Here is a 25,178-nt window from a genome sequence, read left to right as displayed (position 1 = left end):
CAGATGGCAGAACATGGCGCGCTGGCGACCCTGAAAGATCTGGCAGAAAAAGAGGTAGAGGATGCCGCGCGCCTGCTGGGTGAAATGCGTCGCGGATGTCAGCAGGCGGAAGAACAGCTCAAAATGCTGATCGATTATCAGAATGAATATCGCAATAACCTCAATAGCGATATGAGTGCCGGGATGACCAGCAACCGCTGGATCAACTATCAGCAGTTTATCCAGACGCTGGAAAAAGCCATTACTCAGCATCGCCAGCAACTTAATCAGTGGACGCAGAAAGTTGACATTGCCCTGAACAGCTGGCGAGAAAAGAAACAACGTTTGCAGGCCTGGCAGACACTGCAGGAACGGCAATCCACGGCGGCACTGCTTGCAGAAAACCGCCTCGATCAGAAAAAGATGGATGAGTTCGCCCAGCGCGCCGCCATGAGGAAACCTGAATGATTCGCATAGCGCCCTTGATTACCGCTGACGTTGATAACGCCACATTGCCTGGCGGCAAAGCCAGCGATGCTGCACAAGATTTTCTCGCGTTGTTGAGCGAAGCATTAACAGGCGAGGCAACAACCGACAAAGCGACTCCCCAGTTGCTGGTGGCAACAGATAAGCCCACGGCAAAAGGCGAGCCGCTGGTCAGCGATATTGTTTCAGACGCGCAACAAGCAGATTTACTGATCCCTGTGGATGAAACACTGCCTGTCATCAACGACGAACAATCCACATCAACACCGTTAACCACCGCTCAGACGATAACGTTGGCTGTGGCGGCTGACAACAATACGGCAAAAGACGAAAAAGCGGATGATCTGAATGAAGACGTCACCGCCAGCCTGAGTGCCCTTTTTGCGATGTTGCCGGGTTTTGACAATACGCCCAAAGTGACTGATGCGCCGTCAACCGTGTTACCGGCAGAGAAACCAACGCTCTTCACAAAACTGACTTCTGCGCAACTCACAACAGCACAGCCTGATGATGCCCCCGGCACACCAGCTCAGCCATTAACACCGCTGATAGCAGAAGCCCAGAGTAAAGCGGAAGTCATCAGCACGCCTTCGTCGGTGAGCGCTGCCGCCAGCCCGCTAATCACTCCACACCAGACACAGCCACTGCCCACCGTCGCCGCGCCTGTTTTGAGTGCACCGCTGGGTTCTCACGAATGGCAACAATCATTAAGCCAGCATATTTCGCTGTTCACCCGCCAGGGGCAACAAAGTGCAGAGTTGCGTCTGCACCCGCAGGATTTAGGTGAAGTGCAAATCTCCCTCAAAGTGGATGATAACCAGGCACAAATCCAGATGGTTTCACCGCATCAGCACGTGCGCGCCGCCCTGGAAGCAGCGCTGCCGGTACTGCGTACGCAGCTGGCCGAGAGTGGCATTCAGTTAGGGCAAAGCAACATCAGTGGCGAAAACTTTAGTGGTCAGCAGCAGGCCGCTTCCCAACAACAGCAAAGCCAACGCACAGCAACCCATGAACCTCTGGCGGGGGAAGACGACGATACGCTTCCGGTTCCCGTCTCTTTACAAGGGCGTGTAACAGGCAACAGCGGCGTTGATATTTTCGCCTAACGTCAGAGGTAGCACCGTAATCCGCGTCTTTTCCCCGCTTTGTTGCGCTCAAGACGCAGGATAATTAGCCGATAAGCAGTAGCGACACAGGAAGACCGCAACACATGACTGATTACGCGATAAGCAAGAAAAGCAAGCGATCGCTTTGGATCCCGATTCTGGTATTCATTACCATCGCGGCCTGTGCCAGCGCAGGTTACAGCTACTGGCATTCGCATCAGGTTGCCGCTGAAGACAAAGCGCAGCAACGCGTCGTGCCCTCCCCGGTCTTCTATGCGCTGGATACCTTTACGGTCAATCTGGGCGATGCGGATCGCGTGCTTTATATCGGCATAACCCTGCGACTGAAAGATGAAGCTACCCGCTCGCGGCTGAGTGAGTATTTGCCGGAAGTCCGTAGCCGTTTGCTGTTACTGTTTTCGCGTCAGGATGCTGCCGTACTGGCGACAGAAGAAGGCAAGAAAAAACTGATTGCCGAGATTAAAACCACACTTTCCACCCCGCTTGTTGCCGGGCAACCGAAACAGGATGTCACCGACGTGCTGTATACCGCTTTTATTCTGCGATAACGACATGGGCGATAGTATTCTTTCTCAAGCTGAAATTGATGCGCTGTTGAATGGTGACAGCGAAGTCAAAGACGAACCGACAGCCAGTGTAAGCGGCGAAAGTGACATTCGTCCGTACGATCCGAATACCCAACGACGGGTTGTGCGCGAACGTTTGCAGGCGCTGGAAATCATTAATGAGCGCTTTGCCCGCCATTTTCGTATGGGGCTGTTCAACCTGCTGCGCCGTAGCCCGGACATTACCGTCGGGGCCATCCGCATTCAGCCGTACCATGAATTTGCCCGCAACCTGCCGGTGCCGACCAACCTGAACCTTATCCATCTGAAACCGCTGCGCGGCACAGGGCTGGTGGTGTTCTCACCGAGTCTGGTGTTTATCGCCGTGGATAACCTGTTTGGCGGCGATGGACGCTTCCCGACCAAAGTGGAAGGTCGCGAGTTTACCCATACCGAACAGCGCGTCATCAACCGCATGTTAAAGCTGGCGCTTGAAGGCTATAGCGACGCCTGGAAGGCGATTAATCCGCTGGAAGTTGAGTACGTACGTTCGGAAATGCAGGTGAAATTTACCAATATCACCACCTCACCAAATGACATCGTGGTTAACACGCCGTTCCATGTGGAGATTGGCAACCTGACCGGCGAATTTAATATCTGCCTGCCATTCAGCATGATCGAGCCGCTACGGGAATTGTTGGTTAACCCGCCGCTGGAAAACTCGCGTAATGAAGATCAGAACTGGCGCGATAACCTGGTGCGCCAGGTGCAGCATTCACAGCTGGAGCTGGTCGCCAACTTTGCCGATATCTCGCTACGTCTGTCGCAGATTTTAAAACTGAAACCCGGCGACGTCCTGCCGATAGAAAAACCCGATCGCATCATCGCCCATGTTGACGGCGTCCCGGTGCTGACCAGTCAGTACGGCACTCTCAACGGTCAATATGCGTTACGAATAGAACATTTGATCAACCCGATTTTAAATTCTCTGAACGAGGAACAGCCCAAATGAGTGACATGAATAATCCGGCCGATGATAACAACGGCGCAATGGACGATCTGTGGGCTGAAGCGTTGAGCGAACAAAAATCAACCAGCAGCAAAAGTGCTGCCGACGCGGTGTTCCAGCAATTTGGCGGTGGTGATGTCAGCGGAACGTTGCAGGATATCGACCTGATTATGGATATTCCGGTCAAGCTGACCGTCGAGCTGGGCCGCACACGAATGACCATCAAAGAGTTATTGCGTCTCACGCAAGGATCAGTCGTGGCGCTGGACGGTCTGGCGGGCGAACCACTGGATATTCTGATCAACGGTTATTTAATCGCCCAAGGCGAGGTGGTGGTGGTTGCCGATAAATATGGCGTGCGGATCACCGATATCATTACTCCGTCTGAGCGAATGCGTCGCCTGAGCCGTTAGTGATGAATAACCACGCTACTGTGCAATCTTCCGCGCCGGTTTCTGCTGCGCCACTGCTGCAGGTGAGCGGCGCACTCATCGCCATTATTGCCCTGATCCTCGCGGCTGCCTGGCTGGTAAAACGGCTGGGATTTGCCCCGAAACGCACTGGCGTTAACGGTCTGAAAATTAGTGCCAGTGCTTCGCTGGGCGCGCGTGAACGGGTCGTGGTGGTCGATGTGGAAGATGCACGGCTGGTGCTCGGCGTAACCGCTGGGCAAATCAATCTGCTGCATAAACTTCCCCCTTCAGCACCAACGGAAGAGATACCACAGACCGATTTTCAGTCGGTCATGAAAAACTTGCTTAAGCGTAGCGGGAGATCCTGATGCGTCGTTTGTTGTCTGTCGCACCTGTCCTTCTCTGGCTGGTTACGCCCCTCGCCTTCGCGCAACTGCCGGGTATCACCAGCCAGCCGCTGCCTGGCGGTGGACAAAGCTGGTCGCTCCCGGTGCAGACGCTGGTGTTCATTACCTCGTTGACGTTTATTCCGGCAATTTTACTGATGATGACCAGTTTCACCCGCATCATCATTGTTTTTGGTTTATTGCGTAACGCGCTGGGAACGCCCTCCGCGCCACCTAACCAGGTATTGCTGGGGCTGGCACTGTTTTTGACCTTTTTTATTATGTCACCGGTGATCGATAAAATTTATGTCGATGCGTACCAGCCATTCAGCGAAGAGAAAATATCAATGCAGGAGGCGCTGGAAAAAGGGGCGCAGCCGCTGCGTGAGTTTATGCTGCGTCAGACCCGTGAGGCGGATTTAGGGTTGTTTGCCAGACTGGCAAATACTGGCCCGTTGCAGGGACCTGAAGCCGTGCCGATGCGCATTTTGCTCCCGGCCTACGTGACCAGCGAGTTGAAAACCGCATTTCAGATAGGCTTCACGATCTTCATTCCGTTTTTGATTATTGACCTGGTGATTGCCAGCGTGTTGATGGCATTGGGGATGATGATGGTTCCCCCCGCTACCATTGCTCTGCCCTTTAAACTGATGCTGTTTGTACTGGTGGATGGCTGGCAATTGCTGGTCGGTTCGCTGGCGCAGAGCTTTTACAGCTAGAGAGGCAAAATGACACCTGAATCGGTCATGATGATGGGGACTGAAGCGATGAAAGTCGCGCTGGCACTGGCTGCCCCGCTATTGCTGGTAGCGTTGGTCACGGGCCTTATCATCAGTATTTTGCAGGCCGCCACGCAGATTAACGAAATGACGCTGTCGTTTATTCCGAAAATCATCGCCGTATTTATCGCCATTATTATTGCCGGACCGTGGATGCTCAATCTGTTGCTGGATTACGTCCGCACCTTGTTCACTAACCTGCCGTATATCATCGGGTAGCCGTACTATGTTGCAGGTGACAAGCGAACAATGGCTATCCTGGTTAAGCCTGTACTTCTGGCCGTTACTGCGCGTGCTGGCGCTGATCTCCACCGCGCCGATTCTGAGCGAACGCAGCGTACCGAAACGGGTAAAACTGGGTCTGGCAATGATGATCACGTTCGCCATTGCCCCATCATTACCTGCCAACGATGTTCCTGTTTTTTCGTTCTTTGCTCTGTGGCTGGCCGTGCAGCAGATCCTGATCGGCATTGCGCTTGGTTTTACCATGCAATTTGCCTTTGCCGCTGTGCGAACCGCTGGTGAAATTATCGGTCTGCAAATGGGGCTGTCATTTGCGACGTTTGTCGATCCGGCCAGCCATCTCAATATGCCCGTTTTAGCGCGTATCATGGATATGCTGGCGTTACTGCTGTTCCTGACATTTAACGGTCATTTATGGTTGATTTCACTGCTGGTCGATACCTTTCACACCCTGCCAATTGGTGGCGAACCGTTGAACAGCAATGCGTTTCTGGCACTCACCAAAGCAGGGAGTTTGATTTTCCTTAACGGGCTGATGCTGGCGTTACCGCTCATTACTCTGCTGCTGACACTGAATCTGGCATTAGGTTTACTGAATCGTATGGCCCCGCAATTATCCATTTTTGTTATTGGATTTCCATTAACTCTGACTGTCGGTATCTCTTTAATGGCGGCATTAATGCCGTTAATTGCGCCTTTTTGCGAACATTTATTCAGTGAGATGTTTAATTTGCTGGCTGATATTATTAGTGAATTGCCATTAATATAATTCCGTAACGTTTATCATGTTATCCTAAGGATTATCCGAAAAATAATACCTACGAACATCTTCCAGGATACTCCTGCGGCGAAATATTTGTTTTAAGCTCACTCACATATCGCAACATTTACTTTACTTTAAGACAATTCCAGGCAAATTATACAACACTTTACGGGATAGTAAGTCCGCCTGAAAAATCGCGAGAGTGGCGCATTAGGTGACCCATGTTGTTCCGTTTAGTCATGATGAAATATTCAGGTAAGGGGAATTATCGTTACGCATTGAGTGAGGGTATGCCATGTCAACGATTATTATGGATTTATGTAGTTACACCCGACTAGGTTTAACCGGGTATCTGTTGAGTAGAGGGGTTAAAAAAAGAGAAATCAACGACATTGAAACCGTTGATGACCTTGCCATAGCTTGTGATTCACAGCGCCCTTCAGTGGTGTTTATTAATGAGGACTGTTTCATCCACGATGCTTCTAACAGTCAGCGTATCAAGCTCATCATTAATCAACATCCCAATACGTTATTTATCGTTTTTATGGCAATTGCCAATGTTCATTTTGATGAATATCTATTGGTCAGAAAAAATTTATTGATCAGTTCTAAATCGATTAAACCGGAATCTCTCGACGATATCCTTGGCGATATTCTGAAAAAAGAGACAACGATAACCTCGTTTTTAAATATGCCGACGTTATCATTGAGCCGAACCGAATCGAGTATGTTGCGAATGTGGATGGCAGGTCAGGGAACCATTCAAATCTCCGACCAAATGAATATCAAAGCCAAGACCGTTTCATCGCATAAAGGTAATATTAAACGTAAGATCAAAACGCATAATAAACAGGTTATCTACCATGTCGTCCGACTGACGGATAATGTGACTAATGGTATTTTTGTCAACATGCGCTAACACATTCTGACTGGTGGTTTCCCACCAGTCAGGCTGAATTAGATTACTCTGCTTTCTCCACAAAGATACCGTCCTGATGCCCTGCTTCATTAAAGAACCAGATGCCGAGCGGGTAGTCTTCCAGCGAAACCAGGTACATTGTGCCTTCACTAAACTCCTCAACTGCCAGTACCACGCCAGGACGACGCGGACCGCCATCCGTTTTGACTGTTACCCGATCATTCACCTTCATCGTTTTCCTCCTGTGGCTTTGTGCCAGTGTAGAACAATTTCGTTTTTCTGGCAGCGCCAGGCGCGCGTGAGTGCTGATTTTCTCGACGGTCTATACTTAAGAGATGCCAGGCAGACTAAACGACTGGCGGCAACAACAGAGTAACGGTTGCGAGGAAAGATGATGAAAACCGCAAAAGAGTACAGCGATACCGCAAAACGTGAGGTCAGCGTCGATGTCGATGCCCTGCTGGCGGCGATCAATGAAATTAGCGAAAGCGAAGTTCATCGCAGCCAGAACGATTCTGAACACGTTAGCGTCGATGGACGTGAATATCATACATGGCGTGAATTGGCGGATGCCTTCGAACTGGATATTCATGACTTCAGCGTCTCTGAAGTGAATCGTTGAATGCACAATAAAAAAATCCCGACCCTGAGGGGGTCGGGATGAAACTTGCTTAAGCAAGAAGCACTTAAAAAATTCGTTACACCAGGAAATCTGATGTGTTCATCACCTTATCCGCAATTTTTTTCGCTGACAAGAAAATATTCGTGATATGAATGATTAACGCTACTTATGAATAGAAATGTGACGCGCGTCACCCCTTGGTGGCTCTGGCGTCAACGGGATCGCTCCCGAAAAAATCATCTTTGATAATTTGTGCTGTTTTGAGAATCATCCTGGTAAGGGGAGTACTGCGCAACCATGCTTTCAATTCAACAACCACTACTGGTTTTTAGCGATCTTGATGGCACCCTGCTGGACAGTCATAGTTATGACTGGCAACCAGCTGCCCCCTGGCTCAGCCGTTTACGCGAAGCGAATGTTCCCGTCATTCTCTGTAGCAGTAAGACATCAGCGGAAATGCTGTACTTGCAAAAAACGTTGGGGCTACAAGGTTTACCGCTGATTGCCGAAAATGGCGCAGTGATCCAGCTTGCTGAGCAATGGCAGGATATAGACGGTTTTCCACGCATCATCTCAGGTATTAGCCATGGCGAAATCAGCCAGGTTTTAAATACGCTACGCGAGAAAGAACATTTTAAATTCACAACTTTTGATGATGTCGACGATGCAACCATCGCCGAATGGACGGGATTAAGCCGTAGCCAGGCGGCGCTGACGCAGCTACATGAGGCGTCGGTAACGCTAATCTGGCGCGACAGTGACGAGCGTATGGCACAATTTACCGCGCGTCTTAACGAACTGGGCTTGCAGTTTATGCAGGGTGCGCGCTTCTGGCACGTCCTGGATGCCTCTGCCGGAAAAGATCAGGCTGCCAACTGGATTATCGCGACCTATCAACAATTGTCAGGCAAACGCCCAACCACACTTGGCCTGGGCGATGGACCAAACGATGCGCCCTTACTGGAGGTAATGGATTACGCGGTGATTGTGAAAGGGTTAAACCGTGAAGGGGTGCATCTGCATGATGAGGATCCGGCCCGCGTCTGGCGAACGCAGCGTGAAGGACCGGAAGGCTGGCGTGAAGGGCTGGACCATTTTTTCTCCGCCCGTTAAGCGTTATCGCTCGCGAATACCCGATTGCGCCCGGCCTGTTTAGCGAGATAAAGTCGACGGTCGGCCAGTGACTGGAGTTGTTCAAAATCATAATCACCGGTTTCCTCGCTGCTGCTTACCCCCAGCGAGGCACTGATGCGTATCGTCGTACTCTTGGCGATCAACATCTCTTTTTCATTTAGCTTCAGGCGAATACGTTCTGCAACCTCCGCAGCCTGCGTCAGGCTCGCGCCTGGCAGAATCACACAAAACTCCTCACCACCGACCCGCCCGGCAACGTCCTGCGCACGCAAGGAACTGCTAATTAATCCGGCAGCATGAGAAAGAACACGGTCGCCCGCCTGATGACCAAAGCGGTCATTAATCGCTTTAAAATGGTCAAGGTCGACCTGAATGACAGAAAAAGGATGTTGGTGCGTCTGACACAATTTAGCGAGCGGACGGGCTTTTTCGAACAGTGCGCCACGGTTATATAAACGCGTTAAGGTGTCGTGCCACGCCTGCCACTGCAACGAGCTTTGCAAAACATACATGTTGCTGACCATCCGGCGAATCACATACCAGGAGATGAGTAACATGGTGGTAAAGAGCGCCCACAGCAGGGTTAATGCAATGCTGATACTGCCGAAATCGCCGCGCACGCCTTCGCTTAGCGTATGGACGCGCACCAGCACACCGTCGAAATGGTCCAGACGTTCCCAGCTAACATATCGACTGTTCATACGAATGCCGCCCCGCGTGTCATGTTCCATTGCCTGCGCCAGCAAGGCCAGTTCACGAGGATCAAAAATATTCCCTGTTGGATGGTCAGGATTGGAAGAGGTCAAAAATCTCAGCTTACTGTCATAGAGCTGATACTCACCATCGAGGTTTTTATCGATGGCGTTTCTTAAAAATTGCTGCATGGTACGCACGGGAATACTCATCCCCAGCACGCCATACCAGTAGTTATTACTGTCTACCGGAACACTGACGGTAACCTGCGGTTCAGTATTGCTGGCGTGTTCCGGTTGCGAAGTGAACCAGCGTACCGCGCGGTGACGATTTTCTCGTTGCGAATGGCCGATAAACCAGGGTTGGGTGACATAGCCGTAATAACGCGTTGGTACATTGCGCGTAAACAAGGTCGGCTGCGTCGAAACGTAAAATCCGGCACGCGAGACATACATCGCCTGTTCAACCATCGACGAGGAGTTGTGTGCCAGTCGCAGCAAGTAACCAACTTCCAGTGCAGCGGTAATTTCATTGTCGAGGCTTTCATTTTCGCGAGACAGGAGATTCCCCTCGCTGACTAATGCATCCGACACACCATTGACTGGCAGGGTGCGTCGTCGGTTGAGTTCGATTTGCCAGGCGTGCTCGTCGCGATGCTGTTCGAACTCGGTTACGGCATTACGCAGAGAGGTGAAATCCAGTGGCGCTACGAGAGCTTCGCGCATGCCATTACGCAAAAAGATCAGTTTGTCGACGTTATACTGCAAATGCTTATCGAGCGCGTTGGCTACGTTTTCCAGATGATTACGCTGGCTGGAGATATAGGCATCTTCCAGCACTACCACTTCACGCCAGGTCAGCAAGGTGGAAAAAAGCAATACCACGATAAAGCAGAGATTAACGATATGACCAGGCCCCAGGCGGCGTGCGAGTTTTTTCAACCAGCTCTGGTTTTCCATTTTTGTCTCGTGCTGCACCCTGACGACTCCCAACCTGCTTTTTTATGATTCTGGCATAACCCGGCGATAACGTACCGCAAAACAGCGATAATTTTATAATGGTGGCATGATAAGACGCGACTATCATTCATTGCAGGCATTGGCACACCAGGCCGGATGTGATCCGGCCTGGTGTTAATGATACCCTTTCAAACTTCTTCCGCAGGACGACTCCCCTCCCCTGGAACAAGCTCGGTTTCATGAAAAGCTTCCCGCTTGACCCCGTAACCGTCATACCAACGACACTCAACCATACCGCTGGAGTATCCGGTGACAATCATCCGCGGGCCGCCCTCTTTAACCGTAACTTCCTCACTAACCATAAAGCTCATACTCGCCTCCTTTTTTCGAGTGAAACTTGTTCACCTTAGTTTAAGATGGCGAATTTTGCATAATAGCCTGTGCGAGTATTAATGTGCCTGACCGCGCATTTTCGCTACTGCTTTCACTCCCAGCACCACGATGCCGCCGATGATAAATCCAAGAATCAGATTTAAAACAGTCGGTAATATCATCGCCACCACTGCACTTTGCTGCCCGGCGAAATGTTCAATGGCGTGATGCAACGGCGCAATACCATGTACCACAATCCCGCCGCCGACGAGGAACATCGCCAGCGTGCCGACAATCGATAACGCTTTCATCAACCAGGGCGCGATAATCAATAACCCTTTACCTAATGCCTGCATCAGCGCGCTGGATTTTTCCGCCAGCCAATACCCCAGGTCATCAATCTTAACGATAACCCCTACCAGACCGTAGACGCCCACGGTCACTACCAGCGCGATGCCTGAAAGCACCAGCACCTGATTAAGCAACGGCGCTTCTGCCACAATCCCCAGCGTGATGGCGACGATTTCCGCAGACAATATAAAATCGGTACGAATCGCCCCTTTTATTTTGTCCTTTTCAAACTTCAGCGGATCCTGCGCCGCCAGCTTCTCCAGACGCTGCTGACTCTGCGCCGGATCTTCTTTATGTTTACGCGCCTCCAGCATATGCAGCACTTTCTCTACCCCTTCAAAGCAGAGAAACGCGCCGCCAATCATCAACAGTGGCGTAATCGCCCACGGGATAAACGCACTGATGATCAGCGCCAGCGGCACCAGAATCACTTTATTGATCAGCGATCCTTTCGCCACGCCCCAGACCACGGGAAGTTCCCGGTTGGCCCGCACGCCTGAAACTTGTTGCGCATTGAGCGATAAGTCATCCCCTAATACACCGGCGGTTTTCTTCGCCGCCAGTTTGCCCATCACGGAGATATCGTCCAGCAGTGTGGCGATATCATCGAGCAACGTCAGTAAACTACTCCCGGCCAAAAGCATTCCCTCTCATTTTTATTGTTGAAGGGTGTAAGTATGAAGCAAAAACGGTAGCTCTGATACTTGCTTCACAGGTCAACATTTTTTTAACAATCAAGTGCAATTATATCTCTCGCCAGCAGAATGATTTTCACGTTTACTATGAACCACCTTTTTATTTCCACCGTGAGGGATTATGCGTTTCCGCCAGTTGTTACCGCTTTTTGGCGCGTTGTTTGCGTTGTATATCATTTGGGGCTCTACCTATTTTGTCATTCGGATTGGCGTGGAAAGCTGGCCGCCGTTAATGATGGCGGGCGTTCGATTCCTGGCAGCCGGTATTTTATTGCTGGCATTTTTGCTACTGCGCGGACACAAACTCCCCCCGCTACGTCCGCTGCTCAATGCCGCACTGATTGGCCTGTTATTATTGGCTGTCGGTAATGGCATGGTGACGGTTGCCGAACATCAAAATGTTCCTTCCGGCATCGCCGCCGTAGTGGTTGCAACCGTGCCCCTCTTTACCCTGTGCTTCAGCCGCCTGTTTGGCATTAAAACGCGCAAACTGGAATGGGTGGGTATCGCCATTGGGCTTGCCGGAATCATCATGCTCAATAGCGGTGGAAACTTAAGCGGCAATCCATGGGGCGCGATTCTGATTTTAATCGGCTCGATTAGCTGGGCGTTTGGCTCGGTTTATGGCTCGCGCATTACCTTACCTGTAGGGATGATGGCGGGTGCGATTGAGATGCTGGCGGCTGGCGTGGTGTTAATGATTGCGTCGATGATTGCGGGTGAAAAACTGACGGCGCTCCCTTCCCTTTCAGGCTTCCTTGCGGTCGGCTATCTGGCGCTGTTTGGTTCGATTATCGCCATTAACGCTTATATGTATTTAATCCGCAACGTCAGTCCGGCTCTCGCCACCAGCTACGCCTACGTTAACCCGGTGGTCGCGGTCTTGCTGGGTACGGGACTGGGCGGAGAGACGCTGTCGAAGATTGAATGGCTGGCGCTCGGCGTGATTGTCTTCGCGGTGGTACTGGTCACGTTGGGAAAATATCTCTTCCCGGCAAAACCCGTAGTTGCGCCAGTTATTCAGGACGCATCAAGCGAGTAAATGAATCCCCTGCGTGTCGATCTGCGCGCTGGCACCTTCGCCGCAGATCCACTCTTCCAGACGCTCGGTAAGCGCTTCATCCGTCAGCTTCTCGCGCCCACGTAACGCACACTCCCAGACAATCAGTACGCGCCAGCCGAGCTCCTGCAAGCGACTGATATCGCGGCGATCGCGCTCAACATTTTTACCTATCTTCTCCAGCCAGAACTCGGTTCGTGTCGCAGGTACTTTAAACAGATAGCAGTGGTGATGGTGCCAGAAGCAGCCGTGGGTAAATATCACGCAGCGATATTCATCAACGACAAAATCCGGGCGTCCGGGCAGACTGGCGTCCTGAACGCGAAACGCCAGGCCCTGCCCGGTTAACAAACTGGCGAGGCGCTTCTCAATCGCCGTATCACGCGTGGCAATCGCGCGCATATTTTTGCTGCGGGTGGCCTTATCGTGAACGTCGGCCATGTTGTGCCTCTTGCTGACGCAACGCCACCGCCTGTTTGATTTTTGGCTCAAGCAGTTTTGCCACCGCGGCAAAGACCGGTACGACCACCGAGTTACCGAACTGGCGATAGGCCTGAGTGTCCGAAACTGGAATGCGGAATTTCGCTTCTCCCGGCGCTTCAAAACCCATTAAGCGCGCGCATTCCCGAGGCGTTAACCGACGTGGACGATGTTGCTGATTCAGCGGATCGTCAAAGTCTTTCTCACCCGTGGCCATATCCCAACCGCGATCGATTAAAATTTCCGCGCCATCTTTGTAATAACGCGCAGACAGGGTACGCGTGACGCTTTGCGGATTGTTCGGATAAACCATTCCATAACCGAAGCCGTTACCGCGTGCCTGATGTTTTTTCGCATAACGATAGAGGTACTTCCACAACACCGGCGTCAGGATATATTTCGCCTCGACCATCGGGTCCAGCAGCTGGGCCAGCGTCACTCGCTGTGCAGGGAAACATTCGCTGATATCACGCAGGGTAAAATCGGCTTTCAGATTCAGATCGCGACGAAAACCCACCAGCACGATGCGTTCACGGTGCTGCGGCAGAAAATGTTTGCCGTCGATGATTTTTGGATCGTCCGGCCCGTTATCTTCTGCATCAGCCACGTCATAGCCCAGTTCGTCCAGCGTCTGCATGATGATGCGGAACGTTTTTCCTTTATCGTGACTTTTCAGGTTTTTGACGTTTTCGAGCACAAACATCGCCGGACGACGCGCGTCGATAATGCGCACCACATCAAAGAACAGCGTGCCCTGGGTATCGCAGGCAAAACCGTGCGCCCGCCCGAGCGAGTTCTTTTTCGATACGCCAGCCAGCGAAAATGGCTGACAAGGAAAACCCGCCAGTAATACATCGTGTTCAGGAATGTGTTGACGAATATGTTCCGCCGCCGCCTCATCACTCACGCCTTCTTTATGGCTGAGGGTGATGTCGCGGATATCTTCATTAAAATGATGCGTCGCCGGATCGCAATAATGGTTGGCTTTATAAGTGCGAACCGCATGTTTGTTCCATTCGCTGGTAAAGACGCACTGTCCGCCAATCGATTCAAAACCGCGACGAATGCCGCCAATTCCGGCGAATAGATCGATAAAGCGAAACGCATAATGCGGATGATGTGCCGGTGGTTTGGGTAACAACGTTTGCAGATGGGCGAACTCTTTCTCACTTAAACGGTGCCATGCCGAGTCATTCGCCAGTGCACGTTTTAAAATTGCCGCGCTCCAGTGATTCTCACCCACACCATTAAGCTGCGCCACCAGCGTTTTAACATCATAAATTTGCAGCAGTTTCTCCAGCATTGCCTGTGCGGCATTCCCGGTGCTGTATGAATCGGTTACTGATATATTTTCCTGCATAGATTTAACCGGCCATCTGAGATGGCCGACAGGTTAACATAATTACAGCCATTTAGGGCCACGCGCTCAGCCCGCGGGTGAAAACGCATCTATCACCTTGTGATCGACACCTTCATTCTCCCCCGCCAGTTCGGCACTGAGCTTCGCCATAAACTCGACTAAAAATTGCGCGTTGTGCTGCGCCAGCTGCTTGCCTCTTGCGGTTTGCATGGTTTGCGGTAGCTTCAGCAACTTAGTCTGGAAATGATCCAGCGCGTAGCGTTTATCATCAAGCGGGCGATGCTGTGCGAACGGATCTTCACCATCAAACAGCGCCACGCCCAATGCCCCTGAAACAGCAAACACGCGCGCCAGGCCAATCGCCCCCAGGGCTTCCAGCCGATCCGCATCCTGGACGATTTTAGCTTCCGTTGTTAAGGGGGCGATTTGCGCGCTGAAACTGTGAGCGGCAATGGCATGACAAACGGCCTCGATTTTCTCCGCCGGAAATTGCACGAACTCTTCACGGAGCAGGCGACGCGTCTCTTCTGCCGCCAGGATTGAAGAACGCTGCCGTTGCGGATGATTTTTCGCCAGGCTCACAATATCGTGAAAATAACAGGCGGTTAAAATCACCAGCATATCGACATCGTCATCTGCCGCCAGCTTCTGTGCCGTAGCCCAGACGCGGCGAAAATGACATACGTCATGGGCCGCGTCCTGGTGCTGATGATGGTTTTTCAACCAGTTTTCGAACTGTGCCTGCCAGTGTTGTAAGTCCATACGCGCTCCGTTGCCAAAGAGTCGCAACCTTAGCAGTTTTTATTCATAGCGTCTGCTACGTGCGGGACGAGGTCGGGTGTACCAGGCAATGCTGCCTAACAATGCCCCGACCAGAGCCATAAATAAAAATCCGACCAGTGCCCCTAACCACTTTCCCGCGGTAGAGCCTAAATCGCTTTCAAATCCCGACACAGGGGCATCGGGGATCCGGCTCATCACCCAGATGTAACGCGCCATTGCCCAGACAAAATAGCCACACCATGTATAGAAAGCCCACAAAGCCAGTTTGCCACCAGGACTGCGAGAGAGTCTCTCTTCCATCTTTGTCGAACCGTATTCCATTTTGAGATAACCCGGAAAATTCAGACTTAGTACTATTATGTGATAAAGGTCACATTTTTCCACATTGGATGAGCCAGTCAAGACTCAATCATTTTTTGAACAAATAGATAATTTTTGCGCAATGGCAATAATTACCGGAAAAACAGCAATAAAGATTTATTATTATCTATGGTAATGGTTTTATTAATTCACCTAAACAATATATTAGCACCGAATTCAATTATACCTTTTTTGATTTCTGTGTCATGATAACCCCGTTATTAGCCTTTTATCGTCTTGTTTATATTTTTTGGGCCGGCATGATGCCGGCTTTTTTTATGTCTTCATTAATGTGCGCGCGATCACACCAGCCGTTTAGCGCAACACTCATTGATACCCCCTATGTTTCCACTTAACTCATAACATATTGATATACATTTATAATTTTCATGAATATTTATATTTAGAATTCATAATTCTGAATTATATTAAATAGATTAGAAACATTTTGAAATCTTTTAAATACATTTGTTACATGTAATCTTTAAAATAAAATGAACTTCATAGAATAGTATCCAAATGTGCTTTTTTTTGGATAACGGCACTTATTGATATATTCATGAAGATTATAATCACAAGGGAATACATAATGAAAAGAAAAGTTCTGGCAATGCTGGTCCCGGCGTTATTAGTTGCTGGCGCAGCAAATGCGGCTGAAATCTATAATAAAGATGGCAATAAAGTTGATTTCTACGGCAAGATGGTTGGCGAACGCATCTGGTCAAATACTGATGATAATAACAGCGAAAACGAAGATACCTCCTATGCTCGTTTCGGTGTTAAAGGTGAAACCCAAATCACCAGCGAACTGACTGGTTTCGGTCAGTTTGAATACAACCTCGACGCCAGCAAACCTGAAGGTGAAAACCAGGAAAAAACCCGTTTAACCTTCGCCGGTTTGAAATATAACGAGTTAGGATCATTTGACTATGGCCGTAACTACGGTGTTGCTTATGATGCCGCAGCTTATACCGATATGTTAGTTGAATGGGGCGGCGATTCCTGGGCTTCCGCTGACAACTTCATGAATGGTCGTACCAACGGTGTTGCAACCTACCGTAACTATGATTTCTTTGGCCTGGTTGATGGTCTTGATTTTGCGATTCAGTACCAAGGCAAAAACAGCAACCGTAGCACTAAGAAACAAAATGGTGACGGCTATGCGTTGTCTGTAGACTATAACATCAATGGTTTTGGTATCGTTGGTGCATATAGCAAATCTGATCGCACCAACGATCAAGTTGCCGATGGAAACGGTTCAAATGCTGAACTGTGGTCATTGGCTGCAAAGTATGACGCGAACAATGTCTACGCAGCTGTAATGTACGGTGAAACTCGTAATATGACTCCGGGTTCTATTGATACAGGTGTTGCCGATCGAGAAGGCAATACAATAATGCGTGATCAACTTATCAATGAAACCCAGAACTTTGAAGCGGTTGTTCAGTATCAATTCGACTTTGGTCTGCGTCCGTCCTTAGGTTATGTGTACTCTAAAGGTAAAGATATCAAAGGTGTACCTGGACATAGATATGTTGACGCTGACCGTGTGAACTACATTGAAGTTGGTACCTGGTACTACTTCAATAAGAACATGAACGTTTATACTGCATACAAATTCAACATGCTGGATAAAGATGACGCCGCCATTACTGGCGCAGCAGCTGATGACCAGTTTGCAGTTGGTATCGTCTACCAGTTCTAATCAGCCAACGCGCCGCGGCGTGTTACTGTAAAACTTAACACCAGCCTGAGTTCGTCCCTCATCGAACTCAGGCTTTTTTATTGGCATTTCATCTCGATCTGCGGCACACGCAATTGCCAAAGCATATCGATACAGCACCTTACCCCGCCCCCCTGGCTCAATAAAATCTACCAGCGTCTCTTCCAGCCAACACCCAAATGCATTTCTTTATGAATTAATCCGCAACAAAACCGCCGTCCATATAGAAATATTTGCAAAAATAGTGCATGAAAAAAAGCTTTTTCTCTACCAATCCGGGATATAAATATTCATCAGCACCACAATATTCCACAGCACTAAATCTCTCCCCGCCGCCCCGGACCTCTGATAATGGTCTAAAATCATTGAGGTCACTTGCGACGGCGTTGCTCAATAAGGAAAATTTGGCGTGAATAATATTCAACACCAGTGCAGCATCATCATTACATACTTACGCCCGCCGACTACCGCTTTCGATATATTGACTCAATTTTCCAGCCTGGTTAAAAATAGCGACCAGCTCAGTCGCAAATATAGTGACTACCCTAACTAAGCAACAATAAGGAATACACTATGACTGTTCAAACAAGTAAAAATCCGCAGGTCGATATTGCTGAAGATAATGCATTCTTCCCTTCAGAATATTCGCTTAGCCAATATACCAGTCCTGTCTCTGATCTTGATGGCGTGGACTATCCAAAACCTTATCGCGGTAAACATAAAATTCTGGTGATCGCCGCGGACGAACGTTATTTGCCGACCGATAACGGCAAACTGTTCTCGACCGGTAACCATCCGATTGAAACATTGCTGCCGTTGTATCATCTCCACGCTGCAGGTTTCGAATTCGAAGTGGCGACCATTTCCGGTCTGATGACCAAGTTTGAATACTGGGCTATGCCGCACAAAGATGAAAAAGTAATGCCATTCTTTGAGCAGCATAAATCGTTGTTCCGCAATCCGAAGAAACTCGCGGATGTTGTCGCCAGCCTCAACGCTGACAGCGAATATGCAGCAATCTTTGTTCCTGGTGGTCATGGCGCACTTATTGGTTTACCTGAAAGCCAGGACGTAGCTGCCGCTTTACAGTGGGCAATCAAAAATGACCGTTTTGTTATCTCCCTTTGCCACGGCCCGGCGGCTTTTCTGGCGCTTCGCCACGGCGATAACCCACTGAATGGTGATTCCATTTGCGCATTCCCAGACGCCGCAGACAAACAAACGCCAGAGATAGGCTATATGCCGGGTCATCTCACCTGGTACTTCGGCGAAGAGCTGAAGAAAATGGGCATGAACATTATTAATGACGACATCACCGGGCGAGTACATAAGGACCGTAAAGTTCTCACCGGCGACAGTCCTTTCGCAGCGAATGCGTTGGGTAAACTGGCGGCGCAGGAAATGCTGGCAGCTTACGCGGGTTAATCCCTGTTACGTTTGAATGTAAGCGCATAATCAATCGCAGCCGCGTTAGTACTCACGACGTGGCTGCGTTTTTCACGGTTAATTTATGGCGTACTGAAGCCCTATGTTAATTTCTTTGCGGTAACGTAATCCGGAACACATTATGCTTATTGAGATAGTGATACGTAGCACTTCCCCCATGCAATTCGGCAATCGCTTTGACTAAAGAAAGACCAAGTCCCTGACCTACGGAATGACGCGAATTATCTCCCCGCCAAAATCTACGGAAGAGTTTTTCAGGCTCATTAATTTTCGTACCAGGGCTGGCGATATCAATATTAAGAGAGCCGTTGGTATCAAGAAAACTGGTTATAAGAATGCGCGATTTTTCTGGCGAATATCGAATAGCGTTAACAATAAGATTCGATAACATTCGTTGCAGTAAAATTTTATCCGCAAAGATTTGCTGATTGCACTCGACCTTAAAGCAAATCTCTTTCTCGTCTGAAAGGTATTCAAGATAGTCCAACAAATTTTCGACTTCCTTATTGAGAGAAAGCGAGTCCAGTTTCACCAAAACATTGTTTTTATCTGCCCGGGCAAGAAACAGTATGTTCTCTGTTAACCGCGAAATATTTTCCAGCTCTTCAATGTTACCGGCAATTGTTTTTTGATATTCAGCGATACTTCTGGTTTGACTGAGCGTAACCTGATTCTGACCCAGTAATGCATTAATGGGCGTTCTAAGTTCATGAGCGAGATCGTCAGCAAATTGACTTAGGCGTTCAAAATCTTTGACTAAGGCTTGGTGCATTTTATTCAACGCCTGTCCAAGAGGTTTTAGTTCTCTCGGTAATGCGCTAACTTCAACAGGCTCTCGGCTATCGTTATAATTCAGCGCTTCCGTTACACCACTCAACTTTTTGATCTCTCGTAATCCCGTTCTGATTAACAACGGACTTAATACTGAGCAAAGTATAATGGCGACAATGCAAATTATAATGCTATTAATTTTATACTGTTCAAGCATGTTATGTCTGGCTGAAGCCAATTTAGCCACAGTAACCGTTAATGATGGCGAAACTTCATCAATATTAATTCGTAAAGCATCTATCTCTGTATCATTAATAATGCTTCTGTAAATGCCAGCTGCGCTGATTGTCTCAGTAGCAGGTATGTTATTTAACATGTCATCACTGACATTCGTCCGGTTAACAATTTTATTGATGCTATCACCATGAATGATCAAGATATCCTGACTAACATCCATCATCCGGTTAAAGTACACAGGTAACGTATCTGGATTTACCCCATCAATTAACAACTGCTTGATCTGCGCTGTCCGGTTAATGAGTGTTGTATCATCGCGCCATTTCAACTCACTTGCCAGGCCATTATAGAGAGTCCATACAATTCCAGCGCCAGCAACAGACAGCAGCAATATAAAAAGCAAGGTTAAACGGACGGTTATAGATAATCTTTTCATTATTTTTTTACCGCTACGAATGAATAGCCCATCCCCCGGATTGTGGCGATTAGCTTTTCAGGAAAAGGATCATCAAGTTTTGCGCGGAGCCTGCGAATGGCGACATCCACCGTATTGGTATCACTATCAAAGTTGATTCCCCAAATTTCACTCGCAATAACCGTTCTGGGTATAATTTCGCCAGCTCTGGAGGCCAGTAGCCAAAGTAACTGAAACTCCTTGCGCGTCAGTGTAATACTGATATTGTCCCTGCTCACACTTTGACTAACAGAGTCCATTCTTAAGCCGCTGATTTCTAATGTTGAATTCAAAGCGTGATGTTGCCTTAATTGTGCCCGAACCCTTGCCAGCAACTCAGAAAATGAAAAAGGTTTTACCAGATAATCATTTGCCCCACTGTCCAGCCCTCTGACTCTGTCATCGACAGAATCTCTTGCAGTAAGGCAAATAACAGGAGTTTGCTTTGCCGTTCTTAACGTTTGTAAGATCTGCCAGCCATCCATACCCGGAAGCATAATATCCAGAATGATCAATGCATAATCATCCTTCAGCGCAAGATAAAGCCCATCTCTGCCATCAGTAACGGCATCAATGACATAACCCGCTTCGGAAAGCCCCTGCGTTACCCATTCCTGGGTCCTTTGATTATCTTCAATAAGTAGAATCTTCATGAAAATAATATGCCATAAATCATATGTTATAGAAACAGCCTGGTTCATTACAAAATTGTAATGCTGCTGTAAGGTTACCCTGGACGCTTTTTCGCTATCCTCAAAACTCATTCACATGACAAGGATATAAACATGTTAAAGCGTTATTTAGTACTCTCCGTAGTAACGGCTGCATTTTCATTACCTTCTTTGGTCTATGCTGCACAACAAAACATTCTTAGCGTGCACATTTTGAACCAGCAAACAGGAAAACCCGCTGCCGACGTGACAGTCACTCTTGAAAAGAAAGCGGACAACGGCTGGTTACAACTTAATACCGCCAAAACAGATAAGGATGGACGAATTAAGGCACTGTGGCCCGAGCAAACTGCAACTACGGGCGATTACCGTGTCGTATTTAAAACCGGGGACTATTTCAAGAAACAAAATCTTGAAAGTTTCTTCCCTGAGATCCCCGTTGAATTTCATATTAATAAAGTGAACGAGCATTATCATGTGCCTTTATTACTTAGCCAATATGGGTATTCAACCTATCGTGGCAGTTAATGCATAAATATGTAAAAGCAGATCTCTGCTACTGTTAGGGAGGACACTCCCTGACAGATTAACAGTAAACGGCTCTTGCTGGCTAACGACAAAAAAGTGTGATGGCTTATGAAAAAGAATCAATTTTTAAAAGAATCAGATGTTACGGCCGAGTCAGTATTCTTTATGAAGCGTCGGCAGGTGTTAAAAGCACTGGGCATCAGCGCGGCTGCACTTTCTTTGCCTCACGCTGCGCATGCCGATCTGCTTAGCTGGTTTAAAGGGAACGATCGCCCACCTGCCCCCGCCGGAAAACCGTTGGAGTTCAGCAAGCCTGCCGCCTGGCAAAATGACCTGCCACTGACGCCAGCAGATAAAGTCTCCGGTTATAACAACTTCTATGAATTCGGGCTGGATAAAGCCGATCCCGCCGCTAATGCTGGTAGCCTGAAAACCGATCCATGGACACTGAAAATCAGCGGCGAAGTGGCAAAACCATTGACCCTCGATCACGATGATTTAACCCGTCGCTTCCCGCAGGAAGAGCGTATTTATCGTATGCGCTGCGTAGAAGCATGGTCGATGGTGGTGCCGTGGATTGGTTTTCCGCTGCACAAATTGCTGGCGCTTGCCGAACCCACCAGCAATGCGAAGTATGTCGCTTTCGAAACAATTTATGCACCGGAACAAATGCCAGGCCAGCAGGACCGCTTTATCGGCGGCGGGCTGAAATATCCTTATGTCGAAGGATTGCGTCTCGACGAAGCAATGCATCCGCTCACACTGATGACCGTAGGTGTTTATGGCAAGGCGTTACCGCCACAAAATGGCGCGCCGGTGCGACTGATTGTGCCGTGGAAATATGGCTTTAAAGGGATTAAATCGATCGTCAGTATTAAGCTGACCCGCGAGCGTCCGCCAACCACCTGGAATCTGGCAGCGCCTGACGAATACGGTTTTTACGCCAACGTTAATCCGCATGTTGATCACCCGCGCTGGTCACAGGCTACCGAACGATTTATTGGTTCAGGCGGCATCCTCGATGTACAGCGCCAGCCAACGCTACTGTTTAATGGTTACGCCGAGCAGGTGGCATCGCTGTATCGTGGCCTGGATTTGCGGGAGAATTTCTAAATGCGTCTGACAGCAAAACAGGTGACATGGCTGAAAGTTTGCCTGCATCTTGCCGGATTGTTGCCGTTTCTCTGGCTGGTCTGGGCGATTAATCACGGTGGATTGGGTGCCGATCCGGTGAAAGATATTCAGCATTTTACTGGTCGCACTGCACTGAAATTTTTGCTGGCGACCTTGTTAATCACACCTCTGGCACGCTACGCAAAACAGCCGTTATTGATACGCACTCGCCGCCTGTTAGGCTTATGGTGCTTTGCCTGGGCGACACTGCATTTAACCAGTTACGCATTACTGGAGCTGGGCGTGAATAATCTGGCGTTATTAGGCAAGGAGTTAATTACCCGGCCTTATTTAACGTTAGGAATTATCAGCTGGGTTATTTTGCTTGCTTTAGCGTTTACTTCAACCCAGGCGATGCAGCGAAAACTCGGCAAGCACTGGCAACAGTTGCATAATTTCGTCTATCTTGTCGCGATCCTGGCCCCAATACATTATCTGTGGTCAGTGAAGATTATTTCACCGCAGCCGCTCATCTACGCTGGGCTGGCTGTACTGCTTTTAGCCTTACGGTATAAGAAGTTGCGTTCCCTTTTTAACCGGTTACGCAAGCAGGTTCACAACAAATTATCTGTATAACTTCATATTGCCGACAAAGTACGCGTTATCCCTGCCGGATGCGGCGCGAGCGCCCTATCCGGCATACACAGATCGCATTAGGTTATGTTTCGTTTGTCATCAACCTCAAATCATCGACATAATTTATTTTATTTCAATAAGATAGATAAGCACACCTGAGAGAACTATTCTCTTGTCTCCTAAGAGTTGTTGCATTTTGTCATATGTTACAATATAACATTACACATCATATACATTAACTCTGGAGGAAACTGTTTTGGCGATTCGTCTTCATAAACTGGCTGTTGCTTTAGGTGTCTTTATTGTTAGCGCTCCTGCCTTTTCGCATGGTCATCACTCACACGGCAAACCCTTAACAGAGGTCGAACAAAAAGCTGCTAATGGTGTTTTTGATGATGCCAATGTACAAAACCGAACGCTCAGTGACTGGGATGGAGTCTGGCAATCCGTTTATCCTTTACTGCAAAGTGGCAAACTTGACCCCGTCTTTCAGAAGAAAGCGGATGCAGATAAAACCAAAACATTTGCTGAAATTAAAGATTATTATCACAAAGGTTATGCGACAGATATCGAGATGATTGGCATTGAGGACGGCATTGTTGAATTCCATAGAAATAATGAAACAACATCCTGTAAATATGATTACGATGGATACAAAATACTCACCTATAAATCAGGCAAGAAAGGCGTTCGTTACTTATTCGAATGTAAAGATCCTAAAAGCAAAGCCCCTAAATATATACAATTTAGCGATCATATAATTGCACCACGAAAATCATCTCATTTTCACATTTTTATGGGTAATGATTCACAGCAATCTTTATTAAATGAAATGGAAAACTGGCCAACGTATTATCCCTATCAGTTGAGTAGCGAAGAAGTGGTCGAGGAAATGATGTCTCATTGATTTTTTTGCGCTGACTTCAATTATTTAACAGAACAGTGCCTGGTAGTAACGACAATAATTTACCAAGACAAATAAATAAGACAAACTCAGACACGCTCATGCTTGAGACGTGTCTTTTTTATTATGTCTGTAGAAAAAAACTGAGAAAACGGCGAACAATAAATACACAACTCACCAATACAGACTGGCTGCACCAATGTCTCCAGGAGCAAGTCATCTGTCATGGTAAAGCTAACCAGAAATATAGGTTAATTTTGGTATTTAAACCTTTTTTACTTGTTAGTATGATACAAAGGCTTTCAAAAAAGCTGGGAAATTCAACAACTCTTGGAAATTATGGACTTTGTCCCGCGGCTTTAATCTGACGGCCGCGTTCCTTTTTTTGCTCAATTATTGCCCCCTTCTCTACGCAACTTCAGTTCCCACCACCAACTTTGCGGCAGCTTTGTAGGATCAATGTCTAAAAGAATAATGGTGACCGATAAGAAAACGACTGAATAATTGCAGATTTTCGCTCGAAAGCTTCCTGTCAGATCCATAGCGAATCAAGTGCTGAATGTCACAGTATCGAACAGAAAACAGTGACGATCTAACCCTTCAAGAATATTCTACGATTGTTCTGTTTAGGAAAAGCAAGGCGGGAAGTCGGGAGATAAGTCATTGATAAAGTGGCGGAGAGAGGGGGATTTGAACCCCCGGTAGAGTTGCCCCTACTCCGGTTTTCGAGACCGATGATACAGAGTCGAAAAATCAAAGAGTTAAAAATTTTTCTTGGAATAAATGTCTTAAAATCGTACACGAAAAATCAATAATTTACATAACATTAAAGAAGAATATTCCAAGCCTTCTTGAGGCCACCATCTGTTGTCAGGTGTCATTCAGACGTGATTTGCCCCAGATTGGGAAAGCACGCTTTTTTCTCAGCTTATTCCGTTTTGCCTGTGTTGAATAATTCCACTGCAGTTATATAAAATCGGTAACGGCTGGAAATCATTCAATACTCGCACTATCGAAAGTTAACCAGCCAGCTGCAGCACGTTCTTACATACGACGTGCCTGCGGTTTCAACTCCCGCCAGCTCCACCATTTTTGACAGGACTGCAACCGGACATCGACAATAAAAACAGATAATTACGGACACTGACCAGACAACAAACAGACCTGAACAAGACAA

At 48.2% G+C, this 25,178-nt stretch carries 30 protein-coding genes; 19 read left to right on the top strand and 11 right to left on the bottom strand.

The window, feature by feature from the left end:
* Positions 1 to 3: 3 nt before the first annotated feature.
* From fliJ to rcsA, 10 genes are all read left to right on the top strand, one after another.
* Positions 4 to 447, top strand: a complete 444-nt coding sequence (gene fliJ, locus ACJHYR_RS12745; RefSeq protein ID WP_000807584.1) for a flagellar export protein FliJ — start codon at positions 4 to 6, stop codon at positions 445 to 447.
* Entirely contained in the window at positions 444 to 1,571 is a 1,128-nt protein-coding gene (locus ACJHYR_RS12740; RefSeq protein ID WP_059328134.1) for a flagellar hook-length control protein FliK, read from the top strand. The genes fliJ and ACJHYR_RS12740 overlap by 4 nt, the downstream gene beginning before the upstream one ends.
* Positions 1,572 to 1,675: 104 nt before the next feature.
* The gene (gene fliL, locus ACJHYR_RS12735; protein WP_059328133.1) at positions 1,676 to 2,140 is read left to right on the top strand and encodes a flagellar basal body-associated protein FliL; all 465 of its coding nucleotides are present in this window, start codon (positions 1,676 to 1,678) and stop codon (positions 2,138 to 2,140) included.
* Positions 2,141 to 2,144: 4 nt separating this feature from the next.
* Positions 2,145 to 3,149: a flagellar motor switch protein FliM gene (gene fliM, locus ACJHYR_RS12730; protein WP_001295641.1), complete on the top strand. Its 1,005-nt coding sequence runs from the start codon at positions 2,145 to 2,147 to the stop codon at positions 3,147 to 3,149.
* Positions 3,146 to 3,559 carry a flagellar motor switch protein FliN gene (gene fliN / locus ACJHYR_RS12725; protein ID WP_001282098.1) on the top strand — a complete coding sequence of 138 codons (414 nt, stop codon included), beginning with the start codon at positions 3,146 to 3,148 and terminating at the stop codon, positions 3,557 to 3,559. The genes fliM and fliN overlap by 4 nt, the downstream gene beginning before the upstream one ends.
* A 2-nt stretch (positions 3,560 to 3,561) precedes the next feature.
* Positions 3,562 to 3,927, top strand: coding sequence for a flagellar biosynthetic protein FliO (gene fliO, locus ACJHYR_RS12720; RefSeq protein WP_001302429.1), 366 nt, complete (start codon positions 3,562 to 3,564; stop codon positions 3,925 to 3,927).
* A complete protein-coding gene (gene fliP, locus ACJHYR_RS12715; RefSeq protein WP_001253450.1) occupies positions 3,927 to 4,664 on the top strand; it encodes a flagellar type III secretion system pore protein FliP in 738 nt (245 codons plus the stop codon). Before fliO ends, fliP begins: the two co-directional genes overlap by 1 nt.
* A gap of 9 nt (positions 4,665 to 4,673) precedes the next feature.
* A complete protein-coding gene (fliQ, locus tag ACJHYR_RS12710; RefSeq protein WP_000187358.1) occupies positions 4,674 to 4,943 on the top strand; it encodes a flagellar biosynthesis protein FliQ in 270 nt (89 codons plus the stop codon).
* Positions 4,944 to 4,950: 7 nt separating this feature from the next.
* Complete coding sequence (fliR, locus tag ACJHYR_RS12705; protein WP_001373924.1) at positions 4,951 to 5,736, top strand: flagellar biosynthetic protein FliR; 786 nt, start codon at positions 4,951 to 4,953, stop codon at positions 5,734 to 5,736.
* Positions 5,737 to 6,025: 289 nt separating this feature from the next.
* A complete protein-coding gene (gene rcsA / locus ACJHYR_RS12700) occupies positions 6,026 to 6,649 on the top strand; it encodes a transcriptional regulator RcsA (RefSeq protein ID WP_000104001.1) in 624 nt (207 codons plus the stop codon).
* 43 nt (positions 6,650 to 6,692) lie between these two features.
* Here the strand turns inward: rcsA and dsrB are convergent, their stop codons facing one another.
* Complete coding sequence (gene dsrB / locus ACJHYR_RS12695) at positions 6,693 to 6,881, bottom strand: protein DsrB (protein ID WP_000867217.1); 189 nt, start codon at positions 6,879 to 6,881, stop codon at positions 6,693 to 6,695.
* Between the two features lie 162 nt (positions 6,882 to 7,043).
* Here dsrB and yodD point away from each other — a divergent pair, with 162 nt between their 5' ends.
* Together yodD and ACJHYR_RS12685 are read left to right on the top strand one after the other, a co-directional pair.
* Positions 7,044 to 7,271 (top strand): peroxide/acid resistance protein YodD, encoded by a 228-nt coding sequence (gene yodD / locus ACJHYR_RS12690; RefSeq protein ID WP_000844800.1) that lies wholly within the window; start codon positions 7,044 to 7,046, stop codon positions 7,269 to 7,271.
* A gap of 297 nt (positions 7,272 to 7,568) precedes the next feature.
* Positions 7,569 to 8,384 carry a mannosyl-3-phosphoglycerate phosphatase-related protein gene (locus ACJHYR_RS12685; protein ID WP_000949109.1) on the top strand — a complete coding sequence of 272 codons (816 nt, stop codon included), beginning with the start codon at positions 7,569 to 7,571 and terminating at the stop codon, positions 8,382 to 8,384.
* Here the strand turns inward: ACJHYR_RS12685 and dgcQ are convergent.
* The 3 genes from dgcQ to ACJHYR_RS12670 form a co-directional block, all read right to left on the bottom strand.
* Positions 8,381 to 10,075 (bottom strand): cellulose biosynthesis regulator diguanylate cyclase DgcQ, encoded by a 1,695-nt coding sequence (gene dgcQ, locus ACJHYR_RS12680; RefSeq protein WP_001551283.1) that lies wholly within the window; start codon positions 10,073 to 10,075, stop codon positions 8,381 to 8,383. The genes ACJHYR_RS12685 and dgcQ overlap by 4 nt on opposite strands.
* A 170-nt stretch (positions 10,076 to 10,245) precedes the next feature.
* Positions 10,246 to 10,428, bottom strand: coding sequence for a YodC family protein (locus ACJHYR_RS12675; protein ID WP_000009306.1), 183 nt, complete (start codon positions 10,426 to 10,428; stop codon positions 10,246 to 10,248).
* 78 nt (positions 10,429 to 10,506) lie between these two features.
* Positions 10,507 to 11,424 carry a DUF808 domain-containing protein gene (locus ACJHYR_RS12670; protein WP_000922683.1) on the bottom strand — a complete coding sequence of 306 codons (918 nt, stop codon included), beginning with the start codon at positions 11,422 to 11,424 and terminating at the stop codon, positions 10,507 to 10,509.
* 172 nt (positions 11,425 to 11,596) lie between these two features.
* Here ACJHYR_RS12670 and yedA point away from each other — a divergent pair, with 172 nt between their 5' ends.
* Positions 11,597 to 12,517 (top strand): drug/metabolite exporter YedA, encoded by a 921-nt coding sequence (gene yedA / locus ACJHYR_RS12665; RefSeq protein ID WP_001212226.1) that lies wholly within the window; start codon positions 11,597 to 11,599, stop codon positions 12,515 to 12,517.
* Here the strand turns inward: yedA and vsr are convergent.
* The 4 genes from vsr to drpB form a co-directional block, all read right to left on the bottom strand.
* Positions 12,506 to 12,976, bottom strand: coding sequence for a VSPR family DNA mismatch endonuclease (vsr, locus tag ACJHYR_RS12660; RefSeq protein ID WP_000786005.1), 471 nt, complete (start codon positions 12,974 to 12,976; stop codon positions 12,506 to 12,508). The two genes, yedA and vsr, sit on opposite strands and share 12 nt — an antisense overlap.
* Positions 12,957 to 14,375 (bottom strand): DNA-cytosine methyltransferase, encoded by a 1,419-nt coding sequence (gene dcm / locus ACJHYR_RS12655; protein ID WP_001157233.1) that lies wholly within the window; start codon positions 14,373 to 14,375, stop codon positions 12,957 to 12,959. Before dcm ends, vsr begins: the two co-directional genes overlap by 20 nt.
* Before the next feature lie 66 nt (positions 14,376 to 14,441).
* The gene (locus tag ACJHYR_RS12650) at positions 14,442 to 15,137 is read right to left on the bottom strand and encodes a phosphohydrolase (protein WP_000365574.1); all 696 of its coding nucleotides are present in this window, start codon (positions 15,135 to 15,137) and stop codon (positions 14,442 to 14,444) included.
* 39 nt (positions 15,138 to 15,176) lie between these two features.
* Positions 15,177 to 15,458: a cell division protein DrpB gene (gene drpB / locus ACJHYR_RS12645; protein ID WP_001297704.1), complete on the bottom strand. Its 282-nt coding sequence runs from the start codon at positions 15,456 to 15,458 to the stop codon at positions 15,177 to 15,179.
* Between the two features lie 649 nt (positions 15,459 to 16,107).
* Between drpB and ACJHYR_RS12640 the strand changes: the two genes are divergently transcribed.
* Positions 16,108 to 17,223: a porin gene (locus ACJHYR_RS12640; RefSeq protein ID WP_000824355.1), complete on the top strand. Its 1,116-nt coding sequence runs from the start codon at positions 16,108 to 16,110 to the stop codon at positions 17,221 to 17,223.
* A 214-nt stretch (positions 17,224 to 17,437) separates the two neighbouring features.
* On the opposite strand, the gene ACJHYR_RS12635 is transcribed toward ACJHYR_RS12640, so the two are convergent.
* Positions 17,438 to 17,668, bottom strand: coding sequence for a hypothetical protein (locus tag ACJHYR_RS12635; RefSeq protein WP_154675818.1), 231 nt, complete (start codon positions 17,666 to 17,668; stop codon positions 17,438 to 17,440).
* 146 nt (positions 17,669 to 17,814) lie between these two features.
* Between ACJHYR_RS12635 and hchA the strand changes: the two genes are divergently transcribed.
* Positions 17,815 to 18,666, top strand: coding sequence for a glyoxalase III HchA (hchA, locus tag ACJHYR_RS12630; protein WP_072837355.1), 852 nt, complete (start codon positions 17,815 to 17,817; stop codon positions 18,664 to 18,666).
* Between the two features lie 106 nt (positions 18,667 to 18,772).
* Here the strand turns inward: hchA and hprS are convergent, their stop codons facing one another.
* Positions 18,773 to 20,131 (bottom strand): two-component system sensor histidine kinase HprS, encoded by a 1,359-nt coding sequence (gene hprS, locus ACJHYR_RS12625; RefSeq protein WP_033867083.1) that lies wholly within the window; start codon positions 20,129 to 20,131, stop codon positions 18,773 to 18,775.
* Complete coding sequence (hprR, locus tag ACJHYR_RS12620) at positions 20,131 to 20,802, bottom strand: response regulator transcription factor HprR (RefSeq protein ID WP_059328161.1); 672 nt, start codon at positions 20,800 to 20,802, stop codon at positions 20,131 to 20,133. The genes hprS and hprR overlap by 1 nt, the downstream gene beginning before the upstream one ends.
* A 132-nt stretch (positions 20,803 to 20,934) precedes the next feature.
* Between hprR and hiuH the strand changes: the two genes are divergently transcribed.
* From hiuH to zinT, 4 genes are all read left to right on the top strand, one after another.
* The gene (hiuH, locus tag ACJHYR_RS12615) at positions 20,935 to 21,348 is read left to right on the top strand and encodes a hydroxyisourate hydrolase (RefSeq protein WP_000920132.1); all 414 of its coding nucleotides are present in this window, start codon (positions 20,935 to 20,937) and stop codon (positions 21,346 to 21,348) included.
* 108 nt (positions 21,349 to 21,456) lie between these two features.
* Entirely contained in the window at positions 21,457 to 22,461 is a 1,005-nt protein-coding gene (gene msrP, locus ACJHYR_RS12610; RefSeq protein WP_033867085.1) for a protein-methionine-sulfoxide reductase catalytic subunit MsrP, read from the top strand.
* The gene (gene msrQ / locus ACJHYR_RS12605; RefSeq protein ID WP_001240091.1) at positions 22,462 to 23,097 is read left to right on the top strand and encodes a protein-methionine-sulfoxide reductase heme-binding subunit MsrQ; all 636 of its coding nucleotides are present in this window, start codon (positions 22,462 to 22,464) and stop codon (positions 23,095 to 23,097) included. It abuts the gene before it with no gap.
* A gap of 256 nt (positions 23,098 to 23,353) precedes the next feature.
* Complete coding sequence (gene zinT, locus ACJHYR_RS12600) at positions 23,354 to 24,004, top strand: metal-binding protein ZinT (protein ID WP_001007760.1); 651 nt, start codon at positions 23,354 to 23,356, stop codon at positions 24,002 to 24,004.
* The last annotated feature ends 1,174 nt before the right edge of the window (positions 24,005 to 25,178 follow it).

The organism is Escherichia sp. WS1450 (assembly GCF_046487395.1).
GTDB lineage: Bacteria > Pseudomonadota > Gammaproteobacteria > Enterobacterales > Enterobacteriaceae > Escherichia > Escherichia coli.
This window is presented reverse-complemented; position numbering and strand designations above follow the sequence as displayed.

Coding starts and splice junctions, on each gene's coding strand:
- vsr (WP_000786005.1), bottom strand. CDS start 12,976: ATGGCCGACGTTCACGATAAGGCCACCCGCAGCAAAAATATGCGCGCG.
- ACJHYR_RS12685 (WP_000949109.1), top strand. CDS start 7,569: ATGCTTTCAATTCAACAACCACTACTGGTTTTTAGCGATCTTGATGGC.
- hprR (WP_059328161.1), bottom strand. CDS start 20,802: ATGAAGATTCTACTTATTGAAGATAATCAAAGGACCCAGGAATGGGTA.
- ACJHYR_RS12675 (WP_000009306.1), bottom strand. CDS start 10,428: ATGAGCTTTATGGTTAGTGAGGAAGTTACGGTTAAAGAGGGCGGCCCG.
- fliP (WP_001253450.1), top strand. CDS start 3,927: ATGCGTCGTTTGTTGTCTGTCGCACCTGTCCTTCTCTGGCTGGTTACG.
- drpB (WP_001297704.1), bottom strand. CDS start 15,458: ATGGAAGAGAGACTCTCTCGCAGTCCTGGTGGCAAACTGGCTTTGTGG.
- hprS (WP_033867083.1), bottom strand. CDS start 20,131: ATGAAAAGATTATCTATAACCGTCCGTTTAACCTTGCTTTTTATATTG.
- fliJ (WP_000807584.1), top strand. CDS start 4: ATGGCAGAACATGGCGCGCTGGCGACCCTGAAAGATCTGGCAGAAAAA.
- hiuH (WP_000920132.1), top strand. CDS start 20,935: ATGTTAAAGCGTTATTTAGTACTCTCCGTAGTAACGGCTGCATTTTCA.
- ACJHYR_RS12670 (WP_000922683.1), bottom strand. CDS start 11,424: ATGCTTTTGGCCGGGAGTAGTTTACTGACGTTGCTCGATGATATCGCC.
- dcm (WP_001157233.1), bottom strand. CDS start 14,375: ATGCAGGAAAATATATCAGTAACCGATTCATACAGCACCGGGAATGCC.
- rcsA (WP_000104001.1), top strand. CDS start 6,026: ATGTCAACGATTATTATGGATTTATGTAGTTACACCCGACTAGGTTTA.
- fliO (WP_001302429.1), top strand. CDS start 3,562: ATGAATAACCACGCTACTGTGCAATCTTCCGCGCCGGTTTCTGCTGCG.
- ACJHYR_RS12650 (WP_000365574.1), bottom strand. CDS start 15,137: ATGGACTTACAACACTGGCAGGCACAGTTCGAAAACTGGTTGAAAAAC.
- msrQ (WP_001240091.1), top strand. CDS start 22,462: ATGCGTCTGACAGCAAAACAGGTGACATGGCTGAAAGTTTGCCTGCAT.
- dsrB (WP_000867217.1), bottom strand. CDS start 6,881: ATGAAGGTGAATGATCGGGTAACAGTCAAAACGGATGGCGGTCCGCGT.
- fliR (WP_001373924.1), top strand. CDS start 4,951: ATGTTGCAGGTGACAAGCGAACAATGGCTATCCTGGTTAAGCCTGTAC.
- fliL (WP_059328133.1), top strand. CDS start 1,676: ATGACTGATTACGCGATAAGCAAGAAAAGCAAGCGATCGCTTTGGATC.
- hchA (WP_072837355.1), top strand. CDS start 17,815: ATGACTGTTCAAACAAGTAAAAATCCGCAGGTCGATATTGCTGAAGAT.
- yedA (WP_001212226.1), top strand. CDS start 11,597: ATGCGTTTCCGCCAGTTGTTACCGCTTTTTGGCGCGTTGTTTGCGTTG.
- ACJHYR_RS12740 (WP_059328134.1), top strand. CDS start 444: ATGATTCGCATAGCGCCCTTGATTACCGCTGACGTTGATAACGCCACA.
- fliQ (WP_000187358.1), top strand. CDS start 4,674: ATGACACCTGAATCGGTCATGATGATGGGGACTGAAGCGATGAAAGTC.
- fliM (WP_001295641.1), top strand. CDS start 2,145: ATGGGCGATAGTATTCTTTCTCAAGCTGAAATTGATGCGCTGTTGAAT.
- fliN (WP_001282098.1), top strand. CDS start 3,146: ATGAGTGACATGAATAATCCGGCCGATGATAACAACGGCGCAATGGAC.
- msrP (WP_033867085.1), top strand. CDS start 21,457: ATGAAAAAGAATCAATTTTTAAAAGAATCAGATGTTACGGCCGAGTCA.
- ACJHYR_RS12640 (WP_000824355.1), top strand. CDS start 16,108: ATGAAAAGAAAAGTTCTGGCAATGCTGGTCCCGGCGTTATTAGTTGCT.
- yodD (WP_000844800.1), top strand. CDS start 7,044: ATGAAAACCGCAAAAGAGTACAGCGATACCGCAAAACGTGAGGTCAGC.